This is a genomic window from Trichocoleus sp. DQ-A1 (assembly GCF_039961955.1).
In the GTDB taxonomy this organism is placed as follows: Bacteria; Cyanobacteriota; Cyanobacteriia; order Cyanobacteriales; family FACHB-T130; genus FACHB-T130.
Window position 1 is genome coordinate 387,195 of record NZ_JAMPKE010000002.1, and the last position, 23,375, is coordinate 410,569.

Here is a 23,375-nt window from a genome sequence, read left to right on the forward strand (position 1 = left end):
AACTATTGACAATGAGTTGCTGTGGATATGAGCCTGAAGCCAGAACAGAATCTAATAGAGAAAATGCTTCTAAGAACATCAACACCGTACATCTACACAATTTTGCTGCTGTTAGGAACGCTAACTTCAACTGCTACCGCCCAAACACCTAATTTAAAACCCAATCCATCAAGCTCGACAACAGACTTTACAGGCGTTACAATCCTCCAGCTACCTGATGGCATTCCTGAATTAAATAACGATACTGTAGACTCATCCTTTGGCGATACCCTTGATGTAGCAAAACACCCACCAGGGGCGTTGGAACCCGCAGCCTTAAGCTTCGAGGACCAGAAGTCTTTAGCCAAACCGTCTTTTTACACGCTAAAACAAGGGCGTTTTCTTGCCCAAATATCTAATGTAAAAACTGCACTCCCCACACCAGAATCTGGTCCCAAAACCGTACCTTCCCCAGAGACATTGGAGGTTGAGATTTCTCAACCTTTAGCAGAAGTAAAAACACCTCCTCGGACTTTGCGCGAAGCAGGGTTACTCCAAGAAATACTAACCCCAGAAAACGCCGATCCTACAGAAGAGATTAGCGCTGCCACTAAACAAACAGCACCATCAGATCGAGTTCGTTCTCAACGATTTCTGCCCCGGATCGGCGCTGAATTTACCACTGGTTCTGGTGTGGGTTATGAAAGTTCTTTTGGTAGCATTGGAGGCTTTGTTCCCCTATGGCAAAACTCAGACAACCTCACCTTCTTAGAAGGTCGATTGCTGTTGTTAACGGAAGATTCTCATATAAGCAGCAATATTGTTTTAGGACATCGCTTTTATAGTGCCAAAGATAACCGGATCTTGGGCGGCTATGTCGCCTTCGATACCCGCGACACGGGTAATAGCAACTTTAATCAACTGGGTGCTGGGTTTGAAAGCTTAGGAGAAAACTGGGATATTCGCGCGAATGCTTACATTCCGGTTGGAGATACCCGCCAACTGACCCAAGAGAGGGTTTTTTCTACAGGTTTATCGTTTTCAGACCCTTTCTTTCAGGGTAATTTCTTGGGTCAAACTAGAAATCAACAACTTCAACGCGATCGCAATTTTGAAGCGGCGATGGCAGGGTTTGATGTTGAAGCTGGCGTAAAAATTGCCCAAATCGGTCGAACCGGCGACCTCCGAGGCTATGCCGGACTTTATTATTATGATGCCCCAGGCAGTGCAGAGATTTTGGGCTGGCGGACTCGGTTGGAAGCGCGTCCTACTGACACTTTCAGGCTGGGACTATTGCTCTCAAATGACGCCACTTTTGGTACGAATTTGGTGCTGAGTGTCGGGGCGAATTTTCCCGGCACTCGTCCGAGAGGGATAAGAAAAGAAGATCGAGTTCTGGCGCGTCTGGGGGAATCTGTGACCCGAAACGCGAATATTGTAGTCGATGAACAGTCGGAATCTGAATCTTTCAGTGTGCAAGATACGGTGTTTGTTACGAATCCCACGACGGGTCAACCGTGGAGATTTCGACACGTCAATTTAGGAATTGGAACCGGGAACGGCACGTTCGAGAATCCGACTGCAACGGTTGCGGAAGCTTTGGCTGTGGCTCAATCCAATGATATTGTCTACGTGCAACCAGGGACAAATCCTGGGGTTCCTGCTTTCAAGATTCCCGACCAAGTGCAGGTGCTTTCAACTGGCCCTGTGCAGCGTATAGATACCGTGGAACTCGGCAATCTACAATTACCCTTATCTAATGCGGGGGTACTGGCAGACGTGACTGGAACGGTCACAATGGGGAACACGACAACGCTTTCAGGTTTCGCTATCACCACAACTACTGGTTCTGGCATCGCTGGAAACAACATTAGCAATGCGATTATTCGAGACAACGCGATCGCGAATTCTGCTGGTGAGGGCATCTCACTTGAGAACGTGACCGGCCAGATACTAATTCAAGACAACGCGATCGCAAATTCTGCTTTGGAAGGCTTTTCCCTCAACAATAATCAGGGGCAAGTTAACCTAATTCTTGTCAAAAACACGATCGCCAACAATGGTGCTTTAGCTAACGAAGGGGACGGCATCAATCTTGAACTTCGCAATACTGCAACTGGAACCTTTAATATCTCAGAGAATACGATTACTGGCAGTAACAGCTTCGGGAGCATCGCCGACGGAGTCGAGGTAAAACTGTTCGAGAGTGCTTCCGGAACCTTTACTCTGACTAATAACCAAATAACTGCAAATCAATTTAGTGGCATTAATATTGAACTTGAATCCAATACTTTGGGGACATTTGAGATTGCCAACAGCACAATCTCAGGCAATCAATTTGATGGAATTTCTATCAAGCTAAACGATAGCGCGACTGGAACGTTTAATATCACTAATACTCAAATTTCTAAAAACGGGTTTTATGGAATTGGGATACTTCTCTCAAATAACACCTCTGGAACCTTCAACATTACCAATAGCACCATTGCTGAAAATCAAGATAATGGAGTGAATATCGCACTTTCCGATGCAGCGATAGGAACAGTCAATATTTCTAACAATCAGCAAATTTCTAAAAATGGATTTTACGGAATATTCACCAGCATCAATGGAAATGCCCAACTTCAACTCCTCAGTGAATCGAATCAAATTATTGATAATGCTTTTACCGGGTTTTCCCTCAACAGCTACGATACTGCCAAAATCTTTGCTGGAGTCCGGCTTAACACCTTAACAGGCGGAGCCATCGGGGATCTCGAAGCAATAACCAGCGGTTCTGGCGATACAATTTGTCTGCAACCCCGCAATAATACGATTGGCAACTTTTTCTTAAATGACAGTTTTGGAGGAGCGATCCAGATAGAAACGGGAACGCTGTCTACAAATAATATTTCTACCAGTGACCTCAGCAATTGGTCTGGAACCACTGTACCGGCTGGAACTTGTGGTTTCCCTTAGTCGGTAAATGATACCAGTTCACTTTTGTGGAATTACACATTAGATCCTCCAACTCCCCTTTTCAGGTGAGATTCGAGCCATAAAGTGAATTGGTATTTGTTTGCTTCCAAGCTTTGAACTCGCTTTAGCAGCGAACTAGGTAGCGGCTCCATCTCATCTATAGCAATCCTCAATGATTCGTGAATCCGAGTCCACTGAGTTCTCTAACAAGTCGGAGAGCTAAACCACTGTATTTGCAAGCAGATGATTTGGGGCAAAGTTTTGTATATGTAAATACAAAATTACTTTACATAAGATAATACCTCAGATAGGTATATCGAGCAGCCATAACTACATCCTGGGAAGAGGAATTCGTACATCTGGCTTTCTAAGATGATCCCAGGCAAAAATAATAGGAGTAGTTTATGACCGAGCAACCAGATCAACAAGTTAATAACTTACCTTCAGAAGTACAAGCACTGCCTGAGGCAGCTCAGCAGATTTTCCAGGCTGCATTTAAGAGTGCCCAAGAAGACGGGATGGACGAAGAATCTGCCCGCAAAGTTGCGTGGAATACCATCAAAAGCGAATACCGTCAAGGTGAAAATGGCGAGTGGGAGCGGACTCCTGAAATGATAAACGAAGACAATTCAAATCCCGTAACTCGCGCCGCTGTCCAGTCTGGCGGCAATTAAACGCCTTTAAGTAAGTAGCAATACTTTAGATTGATTGACAATGGAAGGCGGTCTGTGCAGGTCACAGACCGCCTTTTGCCTATAGGTCTACGCTTAATTTGCAGTAAAACGAATCGTTTCAAGTGTAGCGAACGATGTAGAGATGAACACCATCAGATGGAACCTCACCCCTAGCCCTTCTCCGTGGGCGGAGAAGGGAGAATCTTTAATCCCTGTCCCTCTAGGTTCACAAGGTGCGGTTAAACCGGAGTGCATTCAATAGAGAATTACCAAAGTGCCGTCTGAAAGCAATTGTTCGCGTCGCTAGTTGCTAAAGCCACTACGCCCAAAAGATAAATTTGAATAAATTATGATAATTTATGGTTGTAGTTAGCTCAACTGTGTTAACTACCTCAACTCATCGTTTATCAAATAACTAGGTTCAAAAAAAATCAACAGGGAGAACATTATGAAAAAAACATTAAATAATGTATTGTTAACAGGTCTTGTCGTGTTTTCAATGGCGCTGGTCAGTGGTTGTGGTGGAGGTGAAAACTCTACTACTTCTCAGGCTTCTCCTTCCCCAAAATCTCCTACATCCCAGACTGCAACTACCTCTAAACCGACTTCTTCTCAACTGAAGTTTGAAAAATCTTTTTTGGTCAGAAAAACTCCCGATAAAAAAGTTGTGCCGGTTAATGATGGAGTTTATAAAAGGGGAGAAGATGTTCAGCTAGTCTTGCTCAATGTTGGCAAATTTAAGAAAGGTCAGGATGGGAAAAACTGGCTAGATATGGATATGGAAGTTAAAAATGCCAAGGGCGAAGTTATTTTGGTGAAAAAGAGCTTAATTGGAGAAAAAGGACATACAGCTTTAAAAGATGATGTAGCAGCCTCTCCCAATGGCACTGTTAATACAACTCCTAAAATTCAACCGGGAACTTACCAAATTCAGCTAACGGTTTATGACAAGGTAGGTGGTGGTAGGGTAACAGAAACCAAAGCGTTTACTTTGAAGTAGAGACATTTCCAAATTAAAGATAAAATCCAAGAATTGAAGCTTGAATGTTTTATCCCTGTTTGATAAACGCGCCCTCATTTTCGGATGAATAGCGGATATTAGCTTCTTTGAAACGCCGCAAAGCTTCAGCTAAGCGATCGCATTCGGCAATCAAACTCACCCGCACATACCCCTCGCCACCCAAACCAAAGGCATTTCCGGGAGTCACGACCACGCCCGTCTGCTGCAAGACAGAGAGGGCAAAATCCGTTGAGGTCATCCCTACCGGACACGGAACCCACAGGTACATGGTGGCTTTTGGCTTGGGAACTGTCCAACCCAACTCAGCAAATCCCTCGATCAGAAAATCGCGGCGACGGCGATAGCGATCGCAGACCTGATTTACATAAACATCTGGAAGCTGTAAGGCGGTTTCGGCGGCAGATTGCAAGGCGGCAAAGATGCCATAATCCAGATTGGTTTTGAGTGTCCGCAACCCTTGAATGATGTGTTGGTTGCCTACGACAAAGCCGACGCGCCAGCCTGCCATGTTGTAAGTTTTAGACAGGGTATGAAACTCGACGCCGATTTCCTTCGCCCCTGGAATTTCTAACAAGCTGGTTGGTTGATAACCATCAAAAGCTAATTCTGCGTAGCACAAGTCATGTACGAGTAAGATTTCGTGCTTCTTGGCAAAAGCAACGATATCTTTGAAGAACTCGCGGGGTGCGGTTGCGCCAGTAGGATTGCTGGGATAGTTGAAATAGAGAATCTTTGCTTGTTGGGCTACATCATCGGGAATGTCACCGAGATCGATCAACCAGTCATTTTCGGGTTTGAGAATCAGCGGGTGAATTTTGCCCCCAGCGATCGCTGGCCCGCGAAAATGTGGGGGATAAGAGGGACTGGGTACCAGAATCACATCGCCTGGGTTGATGTAGGCAAAGGCGAGGTGAGTCAGCCCTTCCTTAGAACCGAGTAGCGGCAAGGCTTCGCTATCTGGATCGAGGTCAACATTATAGCGACGCCCGTACCAGTTAGTGATGGCGCGGCGGAAGCTGAGAGTCCCTTCAAAGGGGGGATAGCCGTGATTGAGTGGATTTTGCAACGCTGCGATCGCGGCGTCTATCACTGGCTGAGGCGCTGGGCCATCTGGATTCCCCATCCCCAAGTCAATTAAATCCAGCCCTTGTTCGCGTGCCCTGGCTTTGAGTTCATCCAGACGGGCAAATACATAAGGGGGCAGTGATTGCAGGCGTTCCGCTGGGCTAATCCAATCTAACGTCATTGGTTAAGGCAGGAAAGTTGGCAAGGAAAGCAGGTTGGCAGGCAGGATTGCAGGTTGGAGATTGGCAGGTTGATTAAAACTTTCAACTTTTGAGATTCTTCAACCTTCAATGCGTTTAAACCTGCAATTTTTGAAATTCAAACATCATTATGATTCGCCGCTGAGGTCAGCCCCAGATTTGGACGCCCTACCTCAACGGGTGCGGTTGTGGACACCATTGCCGCCATCAGCTGTTCGGGCACCACCCGGAAGGGTAGCCGGTGGATATCCGAGTTAGGGGCACAGGCAATTTCAGCAGCTTGCCGAAATTCTCCCAGTGTAATATTTCCCAAACCCAAATCATCCAAAGTTTGAGGCAGTCCAATTTCGGCGTAAAACTTCAATAACTGTTGCCTTGCGGTTGCTGCGAGTTGGTTGCTTTGCAGCATTTCTTCTAACCGTAACTGGACGAGAATGCCATAGGCGACTTTCTCACCATGTATGGCACCGTGGGCAGCGGGGATATGGGTCAAACCATTATGGACGGCGTGGGCGGCGACGGTACGACACTGGGCACCCCCTAAACCACCGATGACACCGGCAAGTAAAACTGAGGCATCTACGACTTCTCGCCAAACTTCACTGCCCGGTTCTTTCAGCGCTGCTGCGGCTTTTTGGAAGAGAATATCCCGCAGCACTCGCGCTTGTTGCACGGCGGCAATCATCAAAGTTTGGTCGGAGTGACCGCTGCTGACAGAAGCTTCGTACCACTTCGCCAAGGCGTCGCCAATCCCGGCAATTAAGGTGCGTTGCGGTGCAGTCTGGATTAACTCGTAATCCAGCACTAGCAAATCCGGGCATCGATCGAGACTGACATCATACAAAAATGCCCCTTCGTCGGAATAGACGTTGGAAAGGGCTGTCCAAGCAGCGCAGGTCGCCCCTGAAGTGGGAATTGTGACGACTGGCAACTGGCATTGATGAGCCAGTAGTTTTGCGGTGTCTAATGCTTTGCCACCGCCGATGCCAATAATTACGTCGGCTTGATGGTCGGTGACAGCTTTCCGCAGAGATTCAAGCGATCGCGTACTGCAATCTGGGCTGTACGATGCCTGGGCAATGTCTGTCTTTTGCTGTTTTAGGGCAAGCTGCAATCGGGGTAGCGTGACGGACAGCGTGCGATCGCCCCCTACAACCAAGGGACGCCGCCCAAAAGTCGCGATCGCTTCTCCCGCTTGTTCCAGCGCCCTCTGACCGCGTAGCACCCGACCGGGAGCCACCATCAGCGAAAATAACGAAGGAGCGGTTTGAGTAGACAACTCTGGCAAGGATTGATTGGGCATAGAATCAACCATTTTAGTCTAAAGAAGGGAATTGCTCAATACTGCTTATGAAAGAATTTATAACAAATTTTTCTAATAACTTTACTGTCGTAATTGGGGGAGGCAGCAGCCTATTTAACACTCGTTTCTAGGCACTCGTTTCTAGGCTCCGCCTCGCTTCGACTCTGAAAATCCCAATGTAGAGAAAGTCGAGAAAGATCCGTAATTACGCGGTAGACTTTGGCAATTGTGCCAGGTTTTCTGGGAAGACTTGGACGTTAAGCTGTTCATCATCCCGGATGGCTAGCGATCGCCTCACCTCACCCAAGTAAAGCGGTTTAGAAACGCCAGGGGAGGGATGAATAACGGTACGTACCCGAATGGTCAGTAAATTGTCTTTTGCCCGACCTAAACGACCATAAGAGTACAAGTCGCTGGCAGCTTGACGCATCGTTGCATCTAATTGTGCATTGGAAATCGTTGGCGGCACAGAAATCACCGTTTGCGCCCCGCCAGTGTCATAAACCAACTTATAGTGCACAGAACCTGGAACTGCGGTATGGGTAAGCGGTACTAAACTCAAAGAAAATAAACCCGCTGTTAGCACACCCATAAATCCAGTGCTACCTACCAACCGAAACCGAATGCCCCATTTGAAAATAAACCCCAGCACGGTTACAACTGCACTGGCGATGGTAAGAACCGCCGACCATTTGGCTAGTTCTAGAAAAAAAGTAGTCGTTAACATGGCAACTTAAGCGTCTTCCTTTTCATTACTGACGAACCCATTTGGCTGATTGCCATTGGGTGATTCTAAGGCAGCTTTTAAAGTATGCCAGGTGAGGTTAGCACATTTGATCCGAACTGGAAACTGAGAAACGCCTTGCATCACATTGAGCTTGCGTTGCTCTTTGGGGAACTCGGCTTCCCCTTTCATCATGTTTTGGAAGCGTTCCACCATTTCCAGCGCTACATCTACTTTCTTTCCCCGCAAAGCATCCGCCATCAAGTCAGCAGAAGCCATTGCGATCGCGCAGCCTTCTCCTTCAAATTTCACATCTTCTATGGTGTCGCCTGCTGCATTCATCTGCAATGTCAGCTCAATGGTATCGCCACAAGAAGGATTGTGCCCTCTCTGAGACCGATGCACGGGATTGGTTTGACCCTTGTGCCGTGGCTTCTTGTAGTGTTCTAAAATGACCTGTTGATAAAGGTCGCGTAGATTGCCCAAAGTCATGGCGAGATTGATAAGACGATATTCATCCATCTCGATCCTATCAGTGTCGCTTGATTTCCGGAGGGCTGAAAGCCGAGCATTGACTTCCTAACGCTGAATTTAGATAAAATTTCTAGCCGCGCAGTTCAGGCTAGAGTGCCCTTATAGCCTGCAATCGTTCGGCTGTTGGCACTCTTGATAAAGTAGTCGTCAAGCCAGTTTGGCAAGGGCAGCTTCATAACTTTCCTCAATATCAAACATTTCCTCAAGCTGCGCTACTTCAAAAAGTGTTTTGACTGGAGATTGCAAGTTACAAATTACAACATGGCACTGCTGTTTCCGGGCTGCTTTGAGTCCTGCCACTAAAGAAAATAGCCCCGAACTATCCACCCCGTTGATATGGGTCATATCTAGCACGCATAAAGCCGGAGCATCCAGTACGACGTTGTTCACAATCCATTGCTGTAAGAAAGCGCCATTACAGCGATTTAGAACCCCTTGTGGCTGAATCACAATTCGGGAGCTGGCTTTCAGGTTTTTTTGGACTTCAGTAAATTCACAGCCAGACTTTTGCCGCTTAATTACTGAGGAAAAAATCAATTCAGGAAGAAGTATGGTCGATTGCCAAAACTTGATAAGTCTAGAAACACCCATAGTTGTGGCTGAGGTAGACTAATTGGTTCTTTACAAAGATTAGTCCTCAGCTCAGTAATTTTTCGTATGAAGTTGATGAAGACAGCACAAGTTACGTAAAGGTAATGCAAAGTTTCGCCTTGCCCTTACGATCGGTCAGTCGGTAATATTGTCAGGGCTTACGCAGATATCTCCCTAAATCCCTGCGAAGAGAGCGCATCCCTAACGCAAGTAAAAAGGCGAGTGATTACTGTGCTTCCCCAATGAGGGTAAAAGCTGCCCAGTTGAGTGGCTCTGGATGTTGTTTCATCGTCGCTAGCATTGCGAAGCGCAATGCCTGGGCTTTATTCGGGTTTTTTTGCACAGTTCGGTAAAATTCTGTCATGAGAAGGGTCGTCGGCTCGTCAGGAACCGCCCACAGGGACACGATCGCGCTGGGTACTCCCGATGAAATGAGCGATCGCGACAAACCGATGACACCATCGCCGGTGATTTTGCCGCGTCCCGTGTGACAAGCACTCAACACCACAAGTTCAGCATTTAGCTTCAGATCAAAGATTTCTCCAGCAGTGAGGAATCCGTTATCGTTCTTGGATGGAGCCAGCGCGATCGCGCCGGGAATGCCTAATTCTTGAATATCATCCAATAAGCCGTGCGTCGCTAGATGAATTACCCGCGCCTGGGGCATCTGTTGCACAATCTCAACTTTGGTCGCTTTGTCACCCACAATCGCTTGAGTGTTCAAGAGTTTAGCAATCGTCAGCGCTTCCCGTTCGGCACCCGGTAACGGTGCTAGTGGCTGAGGCGTTTGTCCAGCTTTAGTAGTAGGCATCGTGGGCATGGTCGGATTGCCCACCACTAGGACGTTTTTACTATCTAGAGATGTTCTATGCAATCCTTCTACACGTTGCTGTTGTTGCTGAGTGAGGTCTAGCACCTCAATTGCTGGAGCGGTTAGGATTGTGTGTTGCTCGATTAAGTATTTGCCATTCGGAGCTTTTAGCGCCGGGAAAGGCAACAAAAATAGCCCACCTTGCGGGATAAATATTACGTGGGAATTTGGGTCTTTAGGCAGAAAATCAGCAATTGGCTCAATCAACACTTGATGAAGTTGCGCTCTAGCAGTTTCTCCTTTGTGAATATTGGGACCGTGTAAAATGCGACTGTTCGCGAGCAATTCTTCAAAAGAATTATTTTGCTGGCGTAGCGGTTTCAAGTCAACTCGACGAAACGCCACTTTACCTGTAGGTTGAACGACCCAAATAAAGAGTTCTGATGCCTGACCTCTGAGTTTACCTTGAACTTTGAATTCTTCTTCAGGGACAATTGAATACTCAACTAGCGTGGCATTTTGTTCTTTGGCAATTTTTTTAATTTGGGCGATTGTCGGAGGGTTTAAAGTAGTTTGACGTGCCGAAGCTTCAGGAGATAATCGTTGTTGCAGTAACTCTACAAACGCACGAGCACGTCCCCGTTCGGAAATTTCCAGAGCCGAATCTTCTTTGTTCTGGGCAATCAGGATTTGTTGCAATAGGTTGTAAGTCAGAACTTGCGTGTCAAAAACTGAGACATTATGGATATCGTTTAATCCTGGTCGCAGAGATTCCATAACCTCAACGGCATTGCGGAGGTTTTTCTCGGCTTCTGGGAGTTTGCCGGAAGCAAATAGCGTATGTCCCAGGTTATTGAGAGCCGCGCCCTCGCCTCGTTTGTCACCCAGCGATCGCGCAATTTCTAAGCTCTTCTGGTGATGTTCAATCGCTTTGGGATAATCGCCTAAATCCTCATAAGCAATTCCTAAATTTCCGAGTGACTTGTGCTGTAACTCGCGATTGCTAATTTCTTTTGCGATCGCTAAACTCTGCTGATAATAATCGAGCGCTTTGGTAAATTCGCCTTGAACATGATAAGCAGATCCGAGATTGGCTAGGGTGCTTCCTTGTCCTTCCTTGTCGCTAATTTGTCGCGCGATCGCTAAACTCTGTTCGTAAGACTGAACGGCTTCCTTAGACTTGCCCAAATTAGCGTTAATTGCTCCCAAATTTCCTAATGCTCTCCCTTCTGCTGAGGGATCTTTAATTTCTCGCGCAATCGTTAAACTTTGTTGATAAGATTTTATTGCTTTGTCATATTCACCCAAAGCTTCGTAAGTATTCCCTAAATTGACTGAAACCTGACCCTCTCCCTGACGGTCTTTGGTTTCCTGCATAATCGTCAAAGCTTGCTGATGAGATGCGATCGCGCTTGCATAGTTGCCTACGGCTTTGTAAGCAATTCCCAGATTTGAAAGTGCTTGTGCTTTAGCTGTAGGATTGCCATTTCCCGCTTCCATCGTCAAGAATGGCTCTAAGAGGGCGATCGCATCCTTATAGTTTTCCTGAACCAGAGAAGCCGCACCCAGAACACCTCTGGCAGCAACTTCCCCCGGAACGTCTTTGAGTTCCTGGTAGATTTTTAATGCCTGTTGCCAAGACTGGACAGCAGGTGCAACCCGATTCGGCTGATACTGTTCAAAGCCTTGCTGTAATAGTCGATCTGCTGCCACTTTACGGCTATCTTGCGCTGATGCGACTGATGCGGTGGGTTTTTCTTGCAAGCAACGCGGATCTCGTAGTTGCAGATTTCGCCGTCGCGGATCTTGCATTTGTGCAGCGCACACAGCAGATGCTTCAGCCGTTGACAATTTCAGCGTTCCATCGCTATTGCGCGTCACCCGGTTCGCGTGAGGTGCATCTGAGCTGCTTTTAAGGCTGTTATCGAAGACAAGAATGCGATCGCTCGAATCCGATAAGCGCGAGTTAGAAGCGTCATTTCTCAGCGCAATGAGTTGTATATCTGTTGTGAGATTGTCAGATCCATCAGTAGTAGTATCGCTGTTACTATTCGTGCTGGTGCCATTGCTAGTATTCGTATTAGTGTTGGTGCCAGTATTTGTGTTGGCAACGATATTAGTACCAATATTTGTGTTGTTGCCACTCCCCGTATTCGGTTTAATACCAGTGTCCGTATTCGGATTAGGGTTAGGGTTAGGGTTAGGGTTAGGGTTAGGATTTGTAGTAGGGTTGGGGTTTTGGACGCTTGGAGGAAAAGGGATATTTTGAATAGACCCATAAAAGAAACTGTTACTTCCAGCTCCTACGGTGATGGCTCCCACCGTACCGCTAACATTATTGGGAAACTGATTTGAACCAAAATCAAACGGTGTATAAATTTCGTTTTTAATCAATACAAATGGTTCTTTGAAATCAAAATTAGCATCAAAAATATTATCATAAGGAGGGCTTGGTTCAACTGGTTTAAAGGCTTCGTCGCCTTCCTTGATTCCAGGTCCCACAATAAAAACTCCGTTTCCACCTTGGATCAAAATGCTACCTTTGCCAGTTTTTGAACCTCCGAAACTATAAATATCAAATTCTGATACAATTGGTGGATTAGTTGCACCTCCATACCGGATGCTAATTGGGGCATTAATTTTTCCCTCAGGTTTGTCGTCACTCGGTCTAGCATGCAAACTAGATGGAATATTTTTTGTAAATACTGTAATTTTTTCTTTTGGATCGAATTCAATATTTTTGCTTTGAAGAAACCCCAGTAATTTTGGATCGTCTTCAGGTTTAATTTCTTGCTCTAAATTATATTCAGGATTAAAAGCACCCTTAGCTTGGAAAAGACCAGCGGCTTTAATATCAATTCCGCCACTCCCCGCATCAATGCTATTGACCACAATATTGCCTGCTGTAGAAGACAAAACTACAGCACTATCACCGGAGCCATCAAGTCCACCCGTGAAGATATTTCCTGATGTGATGTTTCCTATGGCAGATAAACCTACAGAACCATCATAAGTATTAATGTCTTCTGTTAAGATGCTTGTTCGTGAATCAAGTAAAACTGCACCGACATTATTTAAAGAATCTGAATTGTTATTATTAATAGAACCGTCAACTCGGATTTCTCCGCTAGATGACGTGTTAGGAGAATAGCGATTTGTTAAAAGAATAACTCCATCTGGCTGAGTTATCTCAATGTCTCCAGCAATTACAATACTCGCATCTGTTTTTGTTCCAGCGAAAACGGGTTGAGAATTAGGGGTTGTCAATGGATCGAATGCAGAAGCCGGAATAACGCTATTTGTTGGTATCTTACCTAACGACTCCCAATTGATTCCAGCTCGAATATCTAACGTAGGTTTAGCGCTGCCATTAATTATTACCTCCGTCCCATTGGACAAGGTGAAATTTGCCAGTTTTTTAAGGAAAAGATCGGGATTGTCAGGATTAATCGTATCTGTTGTTGAGTCTGTACCAGTAATTGTGACATTGCCCAACGTGACGCTACCTCCAGCCAAAATATGGAGTGAAGCTCCCTCATAGTCTCCGAGAGTCACATCTCCAGCGGCTAGAATAATCGGGTCGTTCGGACTTGATAGATTCCCCACGCTTCCATCTAATTGCTCAATTTTGAAGCTGCCACCTGTTGTGAAATGAGCGTCACCGATAACTGGGTTCGGAGCGCGCAACAGTGTATTTTTACCAGAAACTACACCACTTGCCGGATGATTTAAGGCAAAGATATCAACTCCTAAATTGCCTTGAATGAGTAGATCCCCTCCTGCCTGAAGTAAAACAGGATTCGCTTGGGTGTCTCGGACTCGTACTGTATCTTGCGCCAGCAATTGCATATTTCCCGTCGTCTTTAGCTGGCTTTCGACTAAGGTTAGATTGTTGTTGGCAGATAGCTGTGCTGACTCGGCTGTCACGTTCTTGGCGACGATATCCCCGTTTTCTACCTGAATGCCAGATCCGATTAGTTCTACCTGTCCGTTTTTAACTGTCACTCCGGTAGCATTGCCTCCACTTCCACCAGTCAGCAGTTGGGGTAATGTGGGAATTGGCAATGTCCAGTTTTCAGGTTGAGTGACTGCGGTTGCCAGGGGTTGAATATCCAAACTTAGCAGTAGTCCTTGCTGAGTGATGCGGACTACACTTTCACCAGGGATGGCGGCTACGGTAATGTTACCCCCTGGTGCGGAGAGTTGCCCGGTACTGATAACTGTGCCACCCAGTAAAGTTAAGAAGTTTTGTCCCGGCTGTAAGCTGAGGTTGCCAGCGTTGATAATGGCTCCTGGCTGACTGGTGGCAAAAGCAAAAGCATTGGGGTTTCCTGTCAGTGCGGCGTAGTTGTTAGAACCTGCTGCATTGAACCAATTTGAGCCAATCCCAATTCCGGTTGCTGTTGTCGCGGTGAAGGAAGCAGGCACGTTAAGGCTGGCTCCTGCGCCGAAGATAATGCCTGCGGGATTCATCAAGAAGAGGTTAGAATTCCCGCCTGTTACCTGAATCAGTCCATTAATAACGGAGGCGTCTCCACCGACAACGCGCCCCAGAATATTCTGAATCTCTGGTTGGGAGAGAAAGTTGGCAATCTGGTTAGAGTTCAGTCCGAATTTCTCAAAGCTGTGGAAAAGATTCGCTCCAGATTGTTGTCCGCCGCTAATGTCGAAGCGATCGCCCTCAAGGACAACATTGCTGCCAGTGCCATCACCCGCGGGAACAATGGATTGCCCGTGTGCTGCTTGGGTATTAATCGCTCCTACCAAAGGAAAAACTACCAGCAACCGACCGATGCTTCTCACCACATTCATAGGATTCTCCCTCAGGATTATCGAATTGTTCAGGACTTAAAATTTTTTGACTGCCAGAATCACGCTTAACATTTAGTCAAGGATTAACTTAATTTAGTTTGCAGCTATTTATTTTTTACTTTCTCTTCTCAGTAATTTCCACAATATTATAAATATTAATTTTAAAAATATCGGCTTATTTACCTATCTTCACTAAATCTTTACCAAATCTTTATAAAAAAAAGTAATTAACTACGAATAATTACTAATTATAAGTAAAATTTAGATTTTCTCTGGATAGATTTGCAGTTAGCGCCAACTACCAACCCTATTTATGAGTTGATGAGACTTAACTGAAGTTTGCGCTAATAGGTTGAAAATGCAGCGAATAGATGCAAAATTTCTATCGCTAGGAATGCCCCTCTATCAGGATTCCCCCTGACTTCTGGGAGAGGTAGCAAGAAAAAATAGGTGGCATTCTATGAATATATACCTCTGTAGAAAAGAGGGGAAAAACCAAAAAGAGAAACCCTATGAAACTAACAAATTGGATAAAAATATTACCCGCTTTCCTAGCGATCGCTTTCGTTTTACCCCCCGAACGAACCCAAGCTCAGACAACGACCGTCGCCGTTCCTCAACCCACACAGACTGTGGTTCCCACACCGACGAAGGCTCCCGATGGAACCCCGACTTATGGTGCGGAATATGCTTATGACCAGTACATGAGATTGGGGTATGCAGCGACACAAAGAAAAGATTATCCAGCTGCTTTGTCTTACTTCCGCTCAGCACTTGCCGAACGCCCAACTGACCGCTACGCCACACTCGCTTATTGGAATATTACAGACTATTTAAAAGGGCAAGATCCCCCGCCAGCAAGTGCCCCGGCAGCAACAAATTATGACAAATACATGAGAGTTGGCTACGAGGCTTCCAAGAAAGGCGATTATCACACCGCGCTGATTAATTTCCAAAGGGCATTGAAGCAGCGTCCGGGCGATTATTATGCTAGCCAAGCTCTGCGGAACGTCCAGACCTATGTCAATCGCGGTCAGGGATTATCCCGCAGATAAAAGGCTAAATTACAACGTTTCAGGAAGTCTTTTCCAAGGTTCTAACCGTTAAAACTTGCGGCGGCGTGGCGTCTGGGGGATAAATAAAATCGACTTTTACCAGTCGGCGATCGCCCGGTAGCATCTTCAAGGTTATCAAAGGTTCGCCTTGCTGACCGCGCCGTTGAACTAAATGCACGTAACGAATTTGCGGTAAGCCTCGGTCATCAGTGTATTGGATTTGAACGGTACCCCGGAAAAAAACTTGCTGAGGCGGTGGTTCTAGAAAGCGCAGTCCTCCTTGCAAGCGATCCTGTTTAATTGGTGTCTGTATCGCCAAGGTTACAGTCTGACTATCGTTTGTATCGTTAATCAACGGCAAGGTGAGGCTGTATTGCACTCCATAGTTGCCGTGAGCCATATAAGCGGTATCTGGGTAGCGCACCAACATGGGGGCACTTTGCACTCGTTCGGTGCCGAGAGTGCCGCGAGGAACCGTGCTGAGGCTATAGGAAAACGCTTTTCCTGGTTGGGGAATGCTCAGGTTCACTGCACCCGGTCTTTCTACCAGTCTGGCTTTCCACTGGGAACCTTGAGCGACACCCGCAACACGACCGTAGATCAATTGCCCCTTATTGGCTTCAGGAGAGGTCGGAACGCGATCGCGCGGCTGTGCTAAATTACCAGAATTCAGCAGTCTCTGCCATTCTTCCAGCGTCGGTGCGCGTTCGCTCTTATTCGGATTTTGACGTGCATACATCGCTAAACTAGCCATATAGACTTTGGCATTACTCCGCAACCGCATCAATGTTGAGCGACCATTCAGCGGCGGCGTCAGCGTCTTCACAGGAATCGGATGATTCATCAACATTCGGCTTTCCCCTGGCGGAATCGTCAACTGAGGGGGGACATCAGCTTGACGCTGTTCTCGCAAAATATCATTGCTGACGCGATCGCCAGGGCCAGCATACACTGTACCCAAGGGATTCTCTACAACTGACGGCATGGGGACAAACGGCGCATCAGGTTGACTGAGATAACTAGCTGCTTGCAAGATATCCACCGTGACGGGTTCCTTACCGGGATTATGCACGATGATTCCCAAGTAGAGTGTCCGTAAGTCTTCCGGCGTCGGTGGCTTAGCAATATGATGGGCAAACACATCAAAACGCCCTTGGAAGGGAAAATTTAAATGAGCCGCCGAGGTGCTTTTTTTGCTGGGGGGAAAGGTTGAAAGTAAAATTCCCTCTGTCTGGACTAATTCCGGGCTGTTGCTATTAAAAACTGGCACATCATCCAGTTTGCCCGGTAAAGCGCGGACTTCCTGCGGTTGCACGACCTCAAGTGGTGGTGCAGGGGGTGCAGGTGTCGGGATCGGATTTGTTTGCGCGAGAAGAAAAAGCGGCAAAAAAGTCAGCATGAAGCGATTTCGGAGTCTCACGGTTAGCACTCACCATTTTCTCCGCTGTCGGATGCGATCGCACCCCTATTCTTCTAACTGAGGCAATTCACGCAGGAAGGAGGGGCTTTCGCAGTCGCTAAATCAGCGATTGGAACCAGAAATCGTCGCCCGTAGGCGTAAGCCTTCCCGAAGGGTATGCGAAAGCCCAGAGAAGATCATGCCTTTATCAATAACATCTCCTCAATTTCTGCAAGAAATTCAAAGGTAATCGTTGTAAATTTATCTGGAAAAAACAGGTTCCATTCGTGGTATCCTTCCTCTACAACTTTTAATTTAGAACCTTTGATTCCTTGTGATAACTCTTGGGCAAATTTTACCGGAGTTAGAACATCGTTTTCTCCCCACAAAATCAAACAAGGGGATTCAACATTTGGTAAAATTGGTCTGATATCTTCTTGTAACGCGATGAATCCCATCTTTATTGTGTTTTCCAGGTTAAATAAGCTGTTATAAAACAAGTTTTTAAAAATAGCACTAACAGGCTGAAGCTTCATTTGCCAAGATTGTGCAGGCATTTCAATTGCCCTTTTCAATACAACTTCCGGTATAGAACCCAGAGGAATCCCTGTACTGTCTACGACGATGAGGCTGCGGACAATCGACGGCATCAAAGCTGCCAATGCTATGGCAATTGCGCCTCCTAGTGAATGTCCAACTACATGAACTTTCTTTAAATTTAACTTTTTTACAAAATTACCGATAATCTTTGCATAGTCATTAGAATTTTGAATTGTTTCAGGTGCAGTTGAGTTCCCTAAACCTGGTAAAACTGGCGCGATTACCTGATAACGCTCAGATAAAATATCTAAGCTTTCTTGATAAGGTTCAACTAATACTCCCCATCCGTGTATAAAAAGTATCGGATCTAAATTTGAAGCAATTCCTCCTTCATAGTAGGAAATACAACAGTTATCAAAATTAACTTGCTTTTCAAGGAATTTGCTTTTCACTGAATTGACCTTCAATTTTTTGAGACAGTAAGCACTAATTTAGGCATTTGTCAAAAGTGCCTAAATTAGAGGATGTTACATAACTTAACAATTTTTACCTAGTTTTCTCGTCTGTCTAAAGTAAGGGCACGGCAATGCCGTGTCCCTACGCCTGGAATCCCTACACCTAGAAATAGGGAAGCGAGGCAAACCCCGCAGCCAATACATCAGGAAATTTTTTAACTAAAGTACAAACCGAATTCCATACAGGACACGCATCAATTCCACTAATGACTTGTCACTTACATTCGCTGAGGTATTTTCTAAAGTTCGCACAGTCAGTACTTGCGGCGGCGTCGCATCTGGTGGATAAATCAAATCGACTTGCACCTGTCGGCGACTTGCCGGGGGCATTTTTAGCGTTAGCAGTGGTTCTATTACCTGACCCGTTTGGTGCCACAAATGCACGTAGCGCGTCAGGGGTTTCCCTTGGTCATCCTTGTAGCACAACCGTACGGTACCGCGAAAAATTGGAAAATGCGGGGGTTGCTGGAAACGCAATCCTCCTTTTGCTAGCTTGTCTTCCTTCAAAGGCGTTTCTAGCGTCAGGGTGACAGTTTGGGGTTGTTTGGTGGAGTTGATTAAGGGCAAGCTGAGGTTGTATTCAACTCCGTAGTTTCCATGTGCTTCGTAAGCGGTATCCGGATAGCGCACCAGCATCTTTGCAGTTTGCACTTGACTTGTACCAAGGGTGCCTAACTTGAGGGAACTGATGGGATAGGAAATAGCGTTACCCGGTTGGGGGATGGTGAGATTTTGGGCATTGGGTTTATCCACCAGTTGCCCTTTCCAGGCAGAACCTTCAGAGACTCCTGCCACGCGACTGTAAATAAATTGCCCGCTGGTTTGCCCTGGAGGAGAGGGGGCTTTATCTCTGGGTCCGGCTAAAGTGCCTGTATCGAGTAAAGTCTGCCATTCTGCTTGGGTTGGTTTCCGTTCGCTGCCATCTGCATTTTTCTTGGCATACATGGCTAAACTGGCTGCATAAACCTTGCCATTACTCTGCAACCTCATTAGCGTAGACCGACCATTAATGGGCTTTTCTAGATTCCGCACCGGAATCGGATGATTCATCAACAACCGGCTTTGTCCCGGCGGTATCACCATCTGGGCGGGAAAATCAGCTTGTCGCTTGCCTCGCATGACATCGTTGACTGCGCGATCGCCATGACCGGAATATACGTCTCCGTTGGGATTTTCGACATAAGTCGGCAGTTTGATATAGGGCGCATTCTGCATTAGCTGACTTGCCGCTTGCAATACTTCCACTTTGACGGGTTTTGTACCCGGATTATGCAAGATTACCCCCAGATAAAGCGTCTGCAAATCTTTGGGAGTGTGGCTAAAGTGGTGGGCAAATAAATCAAATCTTCCCTGGAAAGGGAAATTAAGATGAGCCGCTGGCACCTTTTTACCATTTGGGGGAAAAGTAGAAAGTAAAATCCCTTCACTTTTCACCCATTCTGGGCTGTTACTGTTAAACATCGGCACTTTATCCAGTTGTCCGGGTAAAGGCATAACTGGCTGGGGTCGCACAATCTCTTGAGGGGCTGGTTTGGGTGGCGGGGGTGGTGTTTGAGCAAGGGGTAAAAAGGGCAAAAATGGCAACATGGGAAGATTAATATTTAAAAACGATAACGACCTTATCCGGAAAAATCGTCTGACTAGACTTCTTAAGAAGTGTGCCCTCAGACTAAATGGGACGACACAAACAAAGCCTGCCTCCGCAAGCTAAATTTACTGTTAGTCAGTGTAGGCGGACTTCGTCCGTGAAGCCACAACTTTACTGAGTCGTCCTTGTACGTTCGCTGAGGATGCTAACCAAAGATTTTCCGGATGGGTGCTAAGACATCAAGGACTTTAAGAAAGTGCCAGGTTCTTCAGAATACATAAAAAATCTGCCATGATTCCCGAAGAGTTTTCCGGAGTTAGGATTGGGACGTGAACGAAAATACAGCGGCTGTTAATTTGGCGTTCTTGTAAGTAGTCTAATACTGAGTAATACAGCCCTTCGCAGACAAATTTACCGGCATCATCGCTGATTTCAGTTGCGACTGAGCCTGTTAATAGTTTTTCTAGATTTACCGATGTTTTTAGTAGTGTGGTTCCACAAGTCGCACAGGATTCTACGCTCAGTTGAGTCCGAGACTCTGCCATACCGCAGCAGATAATGGCATCCGGCTGTAATTCGTTAATTTTGGCAAAGACGCGATCGCTTGCTTGAGCAACATCAACGGGTAGCTGTCTTAAAAAACTCAATGATAGCGATAAATAGTCTAGGTTGCCAACTTCCAGTAATAGATCGTCGGAAGCATTAGATGTTTGATGGGGAAGCCAGGTAGTAAAAGACGTTAGCAGAATTTTTCGATTCATAAGTAGCTTTGTGGGATGCGGAGATTAGCTTAATCTAACCACTTACCTGTCTGACAGCAACAAATGTTTAGAGAGATGCGTCTTTCGTTTAATAGACGCAAATGTAACAAATGTTGAAATGAGGCTGAGGTAGAAAGTGCGACGATTACTTCTTGTTTTAGGAGTGGTGCTTCTGGCATCAGGCTGTAATTTAGAAAAGGCTGCCCAGACACAGACTGTCAATCTGAATCAAGAAAAGATTACAAAAGAAGAAAAGGCTTTACTTGAGCGGCTGAAGAAAGACAAATTGCTGAAAGCAATCGAGTGCCCATCTAGAGAAGAATTAACTAATTTTGATGAAAACAATTCAACCAAGTCTTTGCTGAGCTGGGTATTCAAGTTAAAAAAAGGTAATCTTGGGGCAAAAAAAATCTGTATCACCCAAGAGGGAGATCCTGTCACAGAATACATAATCGTTGAAAATGATAAAATAAAGATAGTTTTAGATTCTTCCGAAGATAGATTTGGGACAAGGGATGTAGAAGTATATAATCCCATTCAAATTAATCGGGGATACTTTGAGGAAGATGACAAAAACTCAAAAACTTTCAAAATATCGGAATTACAACTGCCTGAAGGTAAAGAAATATTCATTCAGTATGAATTGCCGAACGGTGAAAAGAGATATTTTTGAAATTTTTAACAAAAGAATGTAAAGTTAAAAGAAGGGAACTAGACACCCAACACAAACAACAAAAGTCAGCAAAGGCGCATATTAATGTCAGTCATTGCAGTCATCGACTACGACATGGGAAATCTGCACTCTGCCTGTAAGGGATTGGAAAAAGCGGGTGCAACCCCTAAAATTACGGATTCACCGGCAGACATTGCACGGGCGGATGCTGTAGTGTTGCCTGGGGTGGGAGCTTTCGATCCGGCGGTGCAACACTTGCGATCGCGCCACCTAGTAGAACCCATCAAAGAAGCGATCGCATCTGGCAAACCTTTCTTAGGGATCTGTCTGGGATTGCAAATTCTATTCGATTCCAGCGAAGAAGGCAAAGAACCCGGTTTAGGCATTATCCCCGGTGTGGTGCGACGATTTCGCCCGGAACCTGGGTTGACGATTCCCCACATGGGTTGGAATCAACTAGAAATCGCTCAACCGGATGCCCCACTCTGGCGGCAGTTACCGTCTCAGCCTTGGGTTTATTTTGTCCATTCTTACTACGTCGATCCCGTCGATCCTCAAATCCGCGCCGCCACGATCGCTCACGGAAGCCAAACGGTGACGGCGGCGATCGCGCGTGATAACTTGATGGCTGTGCAGTTCCACCCGGAAAAATCTTCTACCAGCGGACTGCAAATATTATCCAACTTTGTTGCCCAGGTACGAACCGAAGTTGCCGCATAGTAAAGTTGCCTTAGCGTAGCGGCACGTCTGACCTAATTATGAGCCTCAGAATCTACGGCAATCGCTTACTCAAAACCTTGCCAGGTCAAGAAACCCGACCTACACTAGGGCGAGTGCGGGAAGCAGTATTTAACATTTGGCAGGGCAGCATCAGCGGCTGTCGCTGGTTGGATTTGTGTGCCGGTAGTGGTTCGATGGGCGCAGAGGCATTGTGTCGGGGTGCCAGTTACGTCGTCGGAATTGAACAGTGGAGTCGCGCCTGCGCCATTATCCAGGAAAACTGGCAGCAAGTCGCTCAAGAAGACCAAAAATTTCAAGTGTTGCGGGGGGATGTCGTTCAACGATTGAAAACCCTTGGCGGTCAGCAGTTCGACCGGATATACTTTGACCCGCCCTATGCGAGTGAATTATATCAGCCGGTGCTGGAAGCGATCGCACAATATCAACTGCTGGCTGAAGGCGGTGAATTCGCAGTGGAACATAGTCCTAACAACTGGACGGTTGAACCCGTTCCCGCACTGGAAATCTGTCGCCAAAAGGTTTACGGCAACACTGCCCTTACCTTCTATTGCCCAGCAAGCATCTGAAAGTTTACAACCATTTAAAAAGGTGGGCCGTGCCCACCTCACTCAGCTGACTCAGGAGGGCGGGAGAACCGCGCCCCTACAGCACTTTTATACTCCTAGTTTGTTGTCGCGCTTTTTCTGCATATAGGCAGCGAAGAATAGTCCCGCGAGGGTGACTAAAATCAAACCAAGCACGATACCAGAAAGCAGGGGTTCTACCACGTCAGTACTCCTTTGTTAACGTTTCTTGCCTGTTTCTCATCCTACAAGCTAGAGAGGAAGAACGGGTGAGCCTGTAGCGACACAATTTCAAGGCATCTCCGATTCCAGTAGCAGGCTGGAGAAAACTACGCTTGCCTCGACTCTCTAGAAAATTTAAGCTATGTATATGAATCGAAATCTTTATCGATACACAACCACACATATCGCTATACTCGTTCATTGCATAGCGATCGCTTGCGCCCCGATCAAAAACTGCCCTTACATCTCACTTTCAAAAACCTTTGGATAACCAGCTACCTAAACCTGAAATCCTGATGCAGCGCCTCAGCTTGATGGCATTGGCTGCTTTCCTGGTCATCCTCTTAGCACTTGTTGGGGTTAACCTGTTTCGCGTCTCCGATCCCTATGTGAAGACAGTTTTGACCCTAACGGGCGACCCCGTGAAGGGACACGCGATTTTTCAAATGAACTGTGCGGGATGTCATGGATTGGAAGCACACGGTCGAGTGGGGCCAAGTCTGGAAGCCATCTCTAAGCGCAAGTCTCGCGTAAGAATCATTCACCAAGTCATCAGTGGGGATACACCACCCATGCCCCAGTTTCAGCCCAGTACCCAAGAGATGGCAGACTTACTGCGTTATTTAGAGGAATTGTAGATGGGAGC

At 46.3% G+C, this 23,375-nt stretch carries 19 protein-coding genes; 8 read left to right on the top strand and 11 right to left on the bottom strand.

Features of this window, described 5'->3' with window-relative positions; all coding sequences use genetic code 11:
• Positions 1-63: 63 nt before the first annotated feature.
• From NDI33_RS04090 to NDI33_RS04100, 3 genes are all read left to right on the top strand, one after another.
• A complete protein-coding gene (locus NDI33_RS04090) occupies positions 64-2,937 on the top strand; it encodes a right-handed parallel beta-helix repeat-containing protein (RefSeq protein ID WP_348245617.1) in 2,874 nt (957 codons plus the stop codon).
• Between the two features lie 404 nt (positions 2,938-3,341).
• Positions 3,342-3,611, top strand: coding sequence for a ChaB family protein (locus NDI33_RS04095; protein ID WP_190411133.1), 270 nt, complete (start codon positions 3,342-3,344; stop codon positions 3,609-3,611).
• Between the two features lie 448 nt (positions 3,612-4,059).
• Positions 4,060-4,611 (top strand): hypothetical protein, encoded by a 552-nt coding sequence (locus NDI33_RS04100; RefSeq protein ID WP_190674525.1) that lies wholly within the window; start codon positions 4,060-4,062, stop codon positions 4,609-4,611.
• Positions 4,612-4,660: 49 nt separating this feature from the next.
• On the opposite strand, the gene NDI33_RS04105 is transcribed toward NDI33_RS04100, so the two are convergent.
• The 6 genes from NDI33_RS04105 to NDI33_RS04130 all read right to left on the bottom strand — a co-directional run bounded on the left by NDI33_RS04105 (position 4,661) and on the right by NDI33_RS04130 (position 14,672).
• Positions 4,661-5,878, bottom strand: coding sequence for an aspartate aminotransferase (locus NDI33_RS04105; RefSeq protein WP_190674527.1), 1,218 nt, complete (start codon positions 5,876-5,878; stop codon positions 4,661-4,663).
• A gap of 137 nt (positions 5,879-6,015) precedes the next feature.
• Entirely contained in the window at positions 6,016-7,200 is a 1,185-nt protein-coding gene (locus NDI33_RS04110) for an iron-containing alcohol dehydrogenase family protein (protein WP_190674702.1), read from the bottom strand.
• A 205-nt stretch (positions 7,201-7,405) separates the two neighbouring features.
• On the bottom strand, positions 7,406-7,927 hold the full coding sequence (locus NDI33_RS04115; protein ID WP_190674530.1) for a Ycf51 family protein: 522 nt from the start codon (positions 7,925-7,927) through the stop codon (positions 7,406-7,408).
• Between the two features lie 6 nt (positions 7,928-7,933).
• Entirely contained in the window at positions 7,934-8,416 is a 483-nt protein-coding gene (gene sufU, locus NDI33_RS04120) for a Fe-S cluster assembly sulfur transfer protein SufU (protein WP_190674705.1), read from the bottom strand.
• A gap of 189 nt (positions 8,417-8,605) precedes the next feature.
• Positions 8,606-9,049 (bottom strand): STAS domain-containing protein, encoded by a 444-nt coding sequence (locus NDI33_RS04125; protein WP_190674533.1) that lies wholly within the window; start codon positions 9,047-9,049, stop codon positions 8,606-8,608.
• 226 nt (positions 9,050-9,275) lie between these two features.
• Positions 9,276-14,672: a CHAT domain-containing protein gene (locus NDI33_RS04130; RefSeq protein ID WP_190674536.1), complete on the bottom strand. Its 5,397-nt coding sequence runs from the start codon at positions 14,670-14,672 to the stop codon at positions 9,276-9,278.
• Positions 14,673-15,184: 512 nt separating this feature from the next.
• On the opposite strand from NDI33_RS04130, the gene NDI33_RS04135 reads away from it, so the two are divergent.
• Positions 15,185-15,727, top strand: a complete 543-nt coding sequence (locus NDI33_RS04135; protein ID WP_190674539.1) for a hypothetical protein — start codon at positions 15,185-15,187, stop codon at positions 15,725-15,727.
• Positions 15,728-15,746: 19 nt separating this feature from the next.
• Here NDI33_RS04135 and NDI33_RS04140 read toward each other — a convergent pair whose 3' ends face one another.
• The 4 genes from NDI33_RS04140 to NDI33_RS04155 form a co-directional block, all read right to left on the bottom strand.
• Positions 15,747-17,126 (bottom strand): DUF3370 domain-containing protein, encoded by a 1,380-nt coding sequence (locus tag NDI33_RS04140; RefSeq protein WP_190674708.1) that lies wholly within the window; start codon positions 17,124-17,126, stop codon positions 15,747-15,749.
• Between the two features lie 197 nt (positions 17,127-17,323).
• Entirely contained in the window at positions 17,324-18,118 is a 795-nt protein-coding gene (locus tag NDI33_RS04145; RefSeq protein ID WP_190674542.1) for an alpha/beta hydrolase, read from the bottom strand.
• A 222-nt stretch (positions 18,119-18,340) separates the two neighbouring features.
• The gene (locus tag NDI33_RS04150) at positions 18,341-19,768 is read right to left on the bottom strand and encodes a DUF3370 domain-containing protein (RefSeq protein ID WP_190674545.1); all 1,428 of its coding nucleotides are present in this window, start codon (positions 19,766-19,768) and stop codon (positions 18,341-18,343) included.
• A gap of 249 nt (positions 19,769-20,017) precedes the next feature.
• The gene (locus NDI33_RS04155) at positions 20,018-20,530 is read right to left on the bottom strand and encodes a peptidase C15 (protein ID WP_190674548.1); all 513 of its coding nucleotides are present in this window, start codon (positions 20,528-20,530) and stop codon (positions 20,018-20,020) included.
• A gap of 136 nt (positions 20,531-20,666) precedes the next feature.
• On the opposite strand from NDI33_RS04155, the gene NDI33_RS04160 reads away from it, so the two are divergent.
• The 3 genes from NDI33_RS04160 to rsmD all read left to right on the top strand — a co-directional run bounded on the left by NDI33_RS04160 (position 20,667) and on the right by rsmD (position 22,510).
• Positions 20,667-21,203 carry a DUF4362 domain-containing protein gene (locus NDI33_RS04160; protein WP_190674552.1) on the top strand — a complete coding sequence of 179 codons (537 nt, stop codon included), beginning with the start codon at positions 20,667-20,669 and terminating at the stop codon, positions 21,201-21,203.
• A gap of 84 nt (positions 21,204-21,287) precedes the next feature.
• Entirely contained in the window at positions 21,288-21,923 is a 636-nt protein-coding gene (gene hisH / locus NDI33_RS04165) for an imidazole glycerol phosphate synthase subunit HisH (RefSeq protein WP_190674555.1), read from the top strand.
• Between the two features lie 38 nt (positions 21,924-21,961).
• Positions 21,962-22,510 carry a 16S rRNA (guanine(966)-N(2))-methyltransferase RsmD gene (rsmD, locus tag NDI33_RS04170; RefSeq protein WP_190674559.1) on the top strand — a complete coding sequence of 183 codons (549 nt, stop codon included), beginning with the start codon at positions 21,962-21,964 and terminating at the stop codon, positions 22,508-22,510.
• An 87-nt stretch (positions 22,511-22,597) separates the two neighbouring features.
• Here the strand turns inward: rsmD and petG are convergent, their stop codons facing one another.
• Positions 22,598-22,711, bottom strand: a complete 114-nt coding sequence (petG, locus tag NDI33_RS04175; RefSeq protein WP_190411146.1) for a cytochrome b6-f complex subunit V — start codon at positions 22,709-22,711, stop codon at positions 22,598-22,600.
• Between the two features lie 281 nt (positions 22,712-22,992).
• On the opposite strand from petG, the gene NDI33_RS04180 reads away from it, so the two are divergent.
• Positions 22,993-23,367 (top strand): cytochrome c, encoded by a 375-nt coding sequence (locus tag NDI33_RS04180; protein WP_190524588.1) that lies wholly within the window; start codon positions 22,993-22,995, stop codon positions 23,365-23,367.
• Positions 23,368-23,375: the final 8 nt, after the last annotated feature.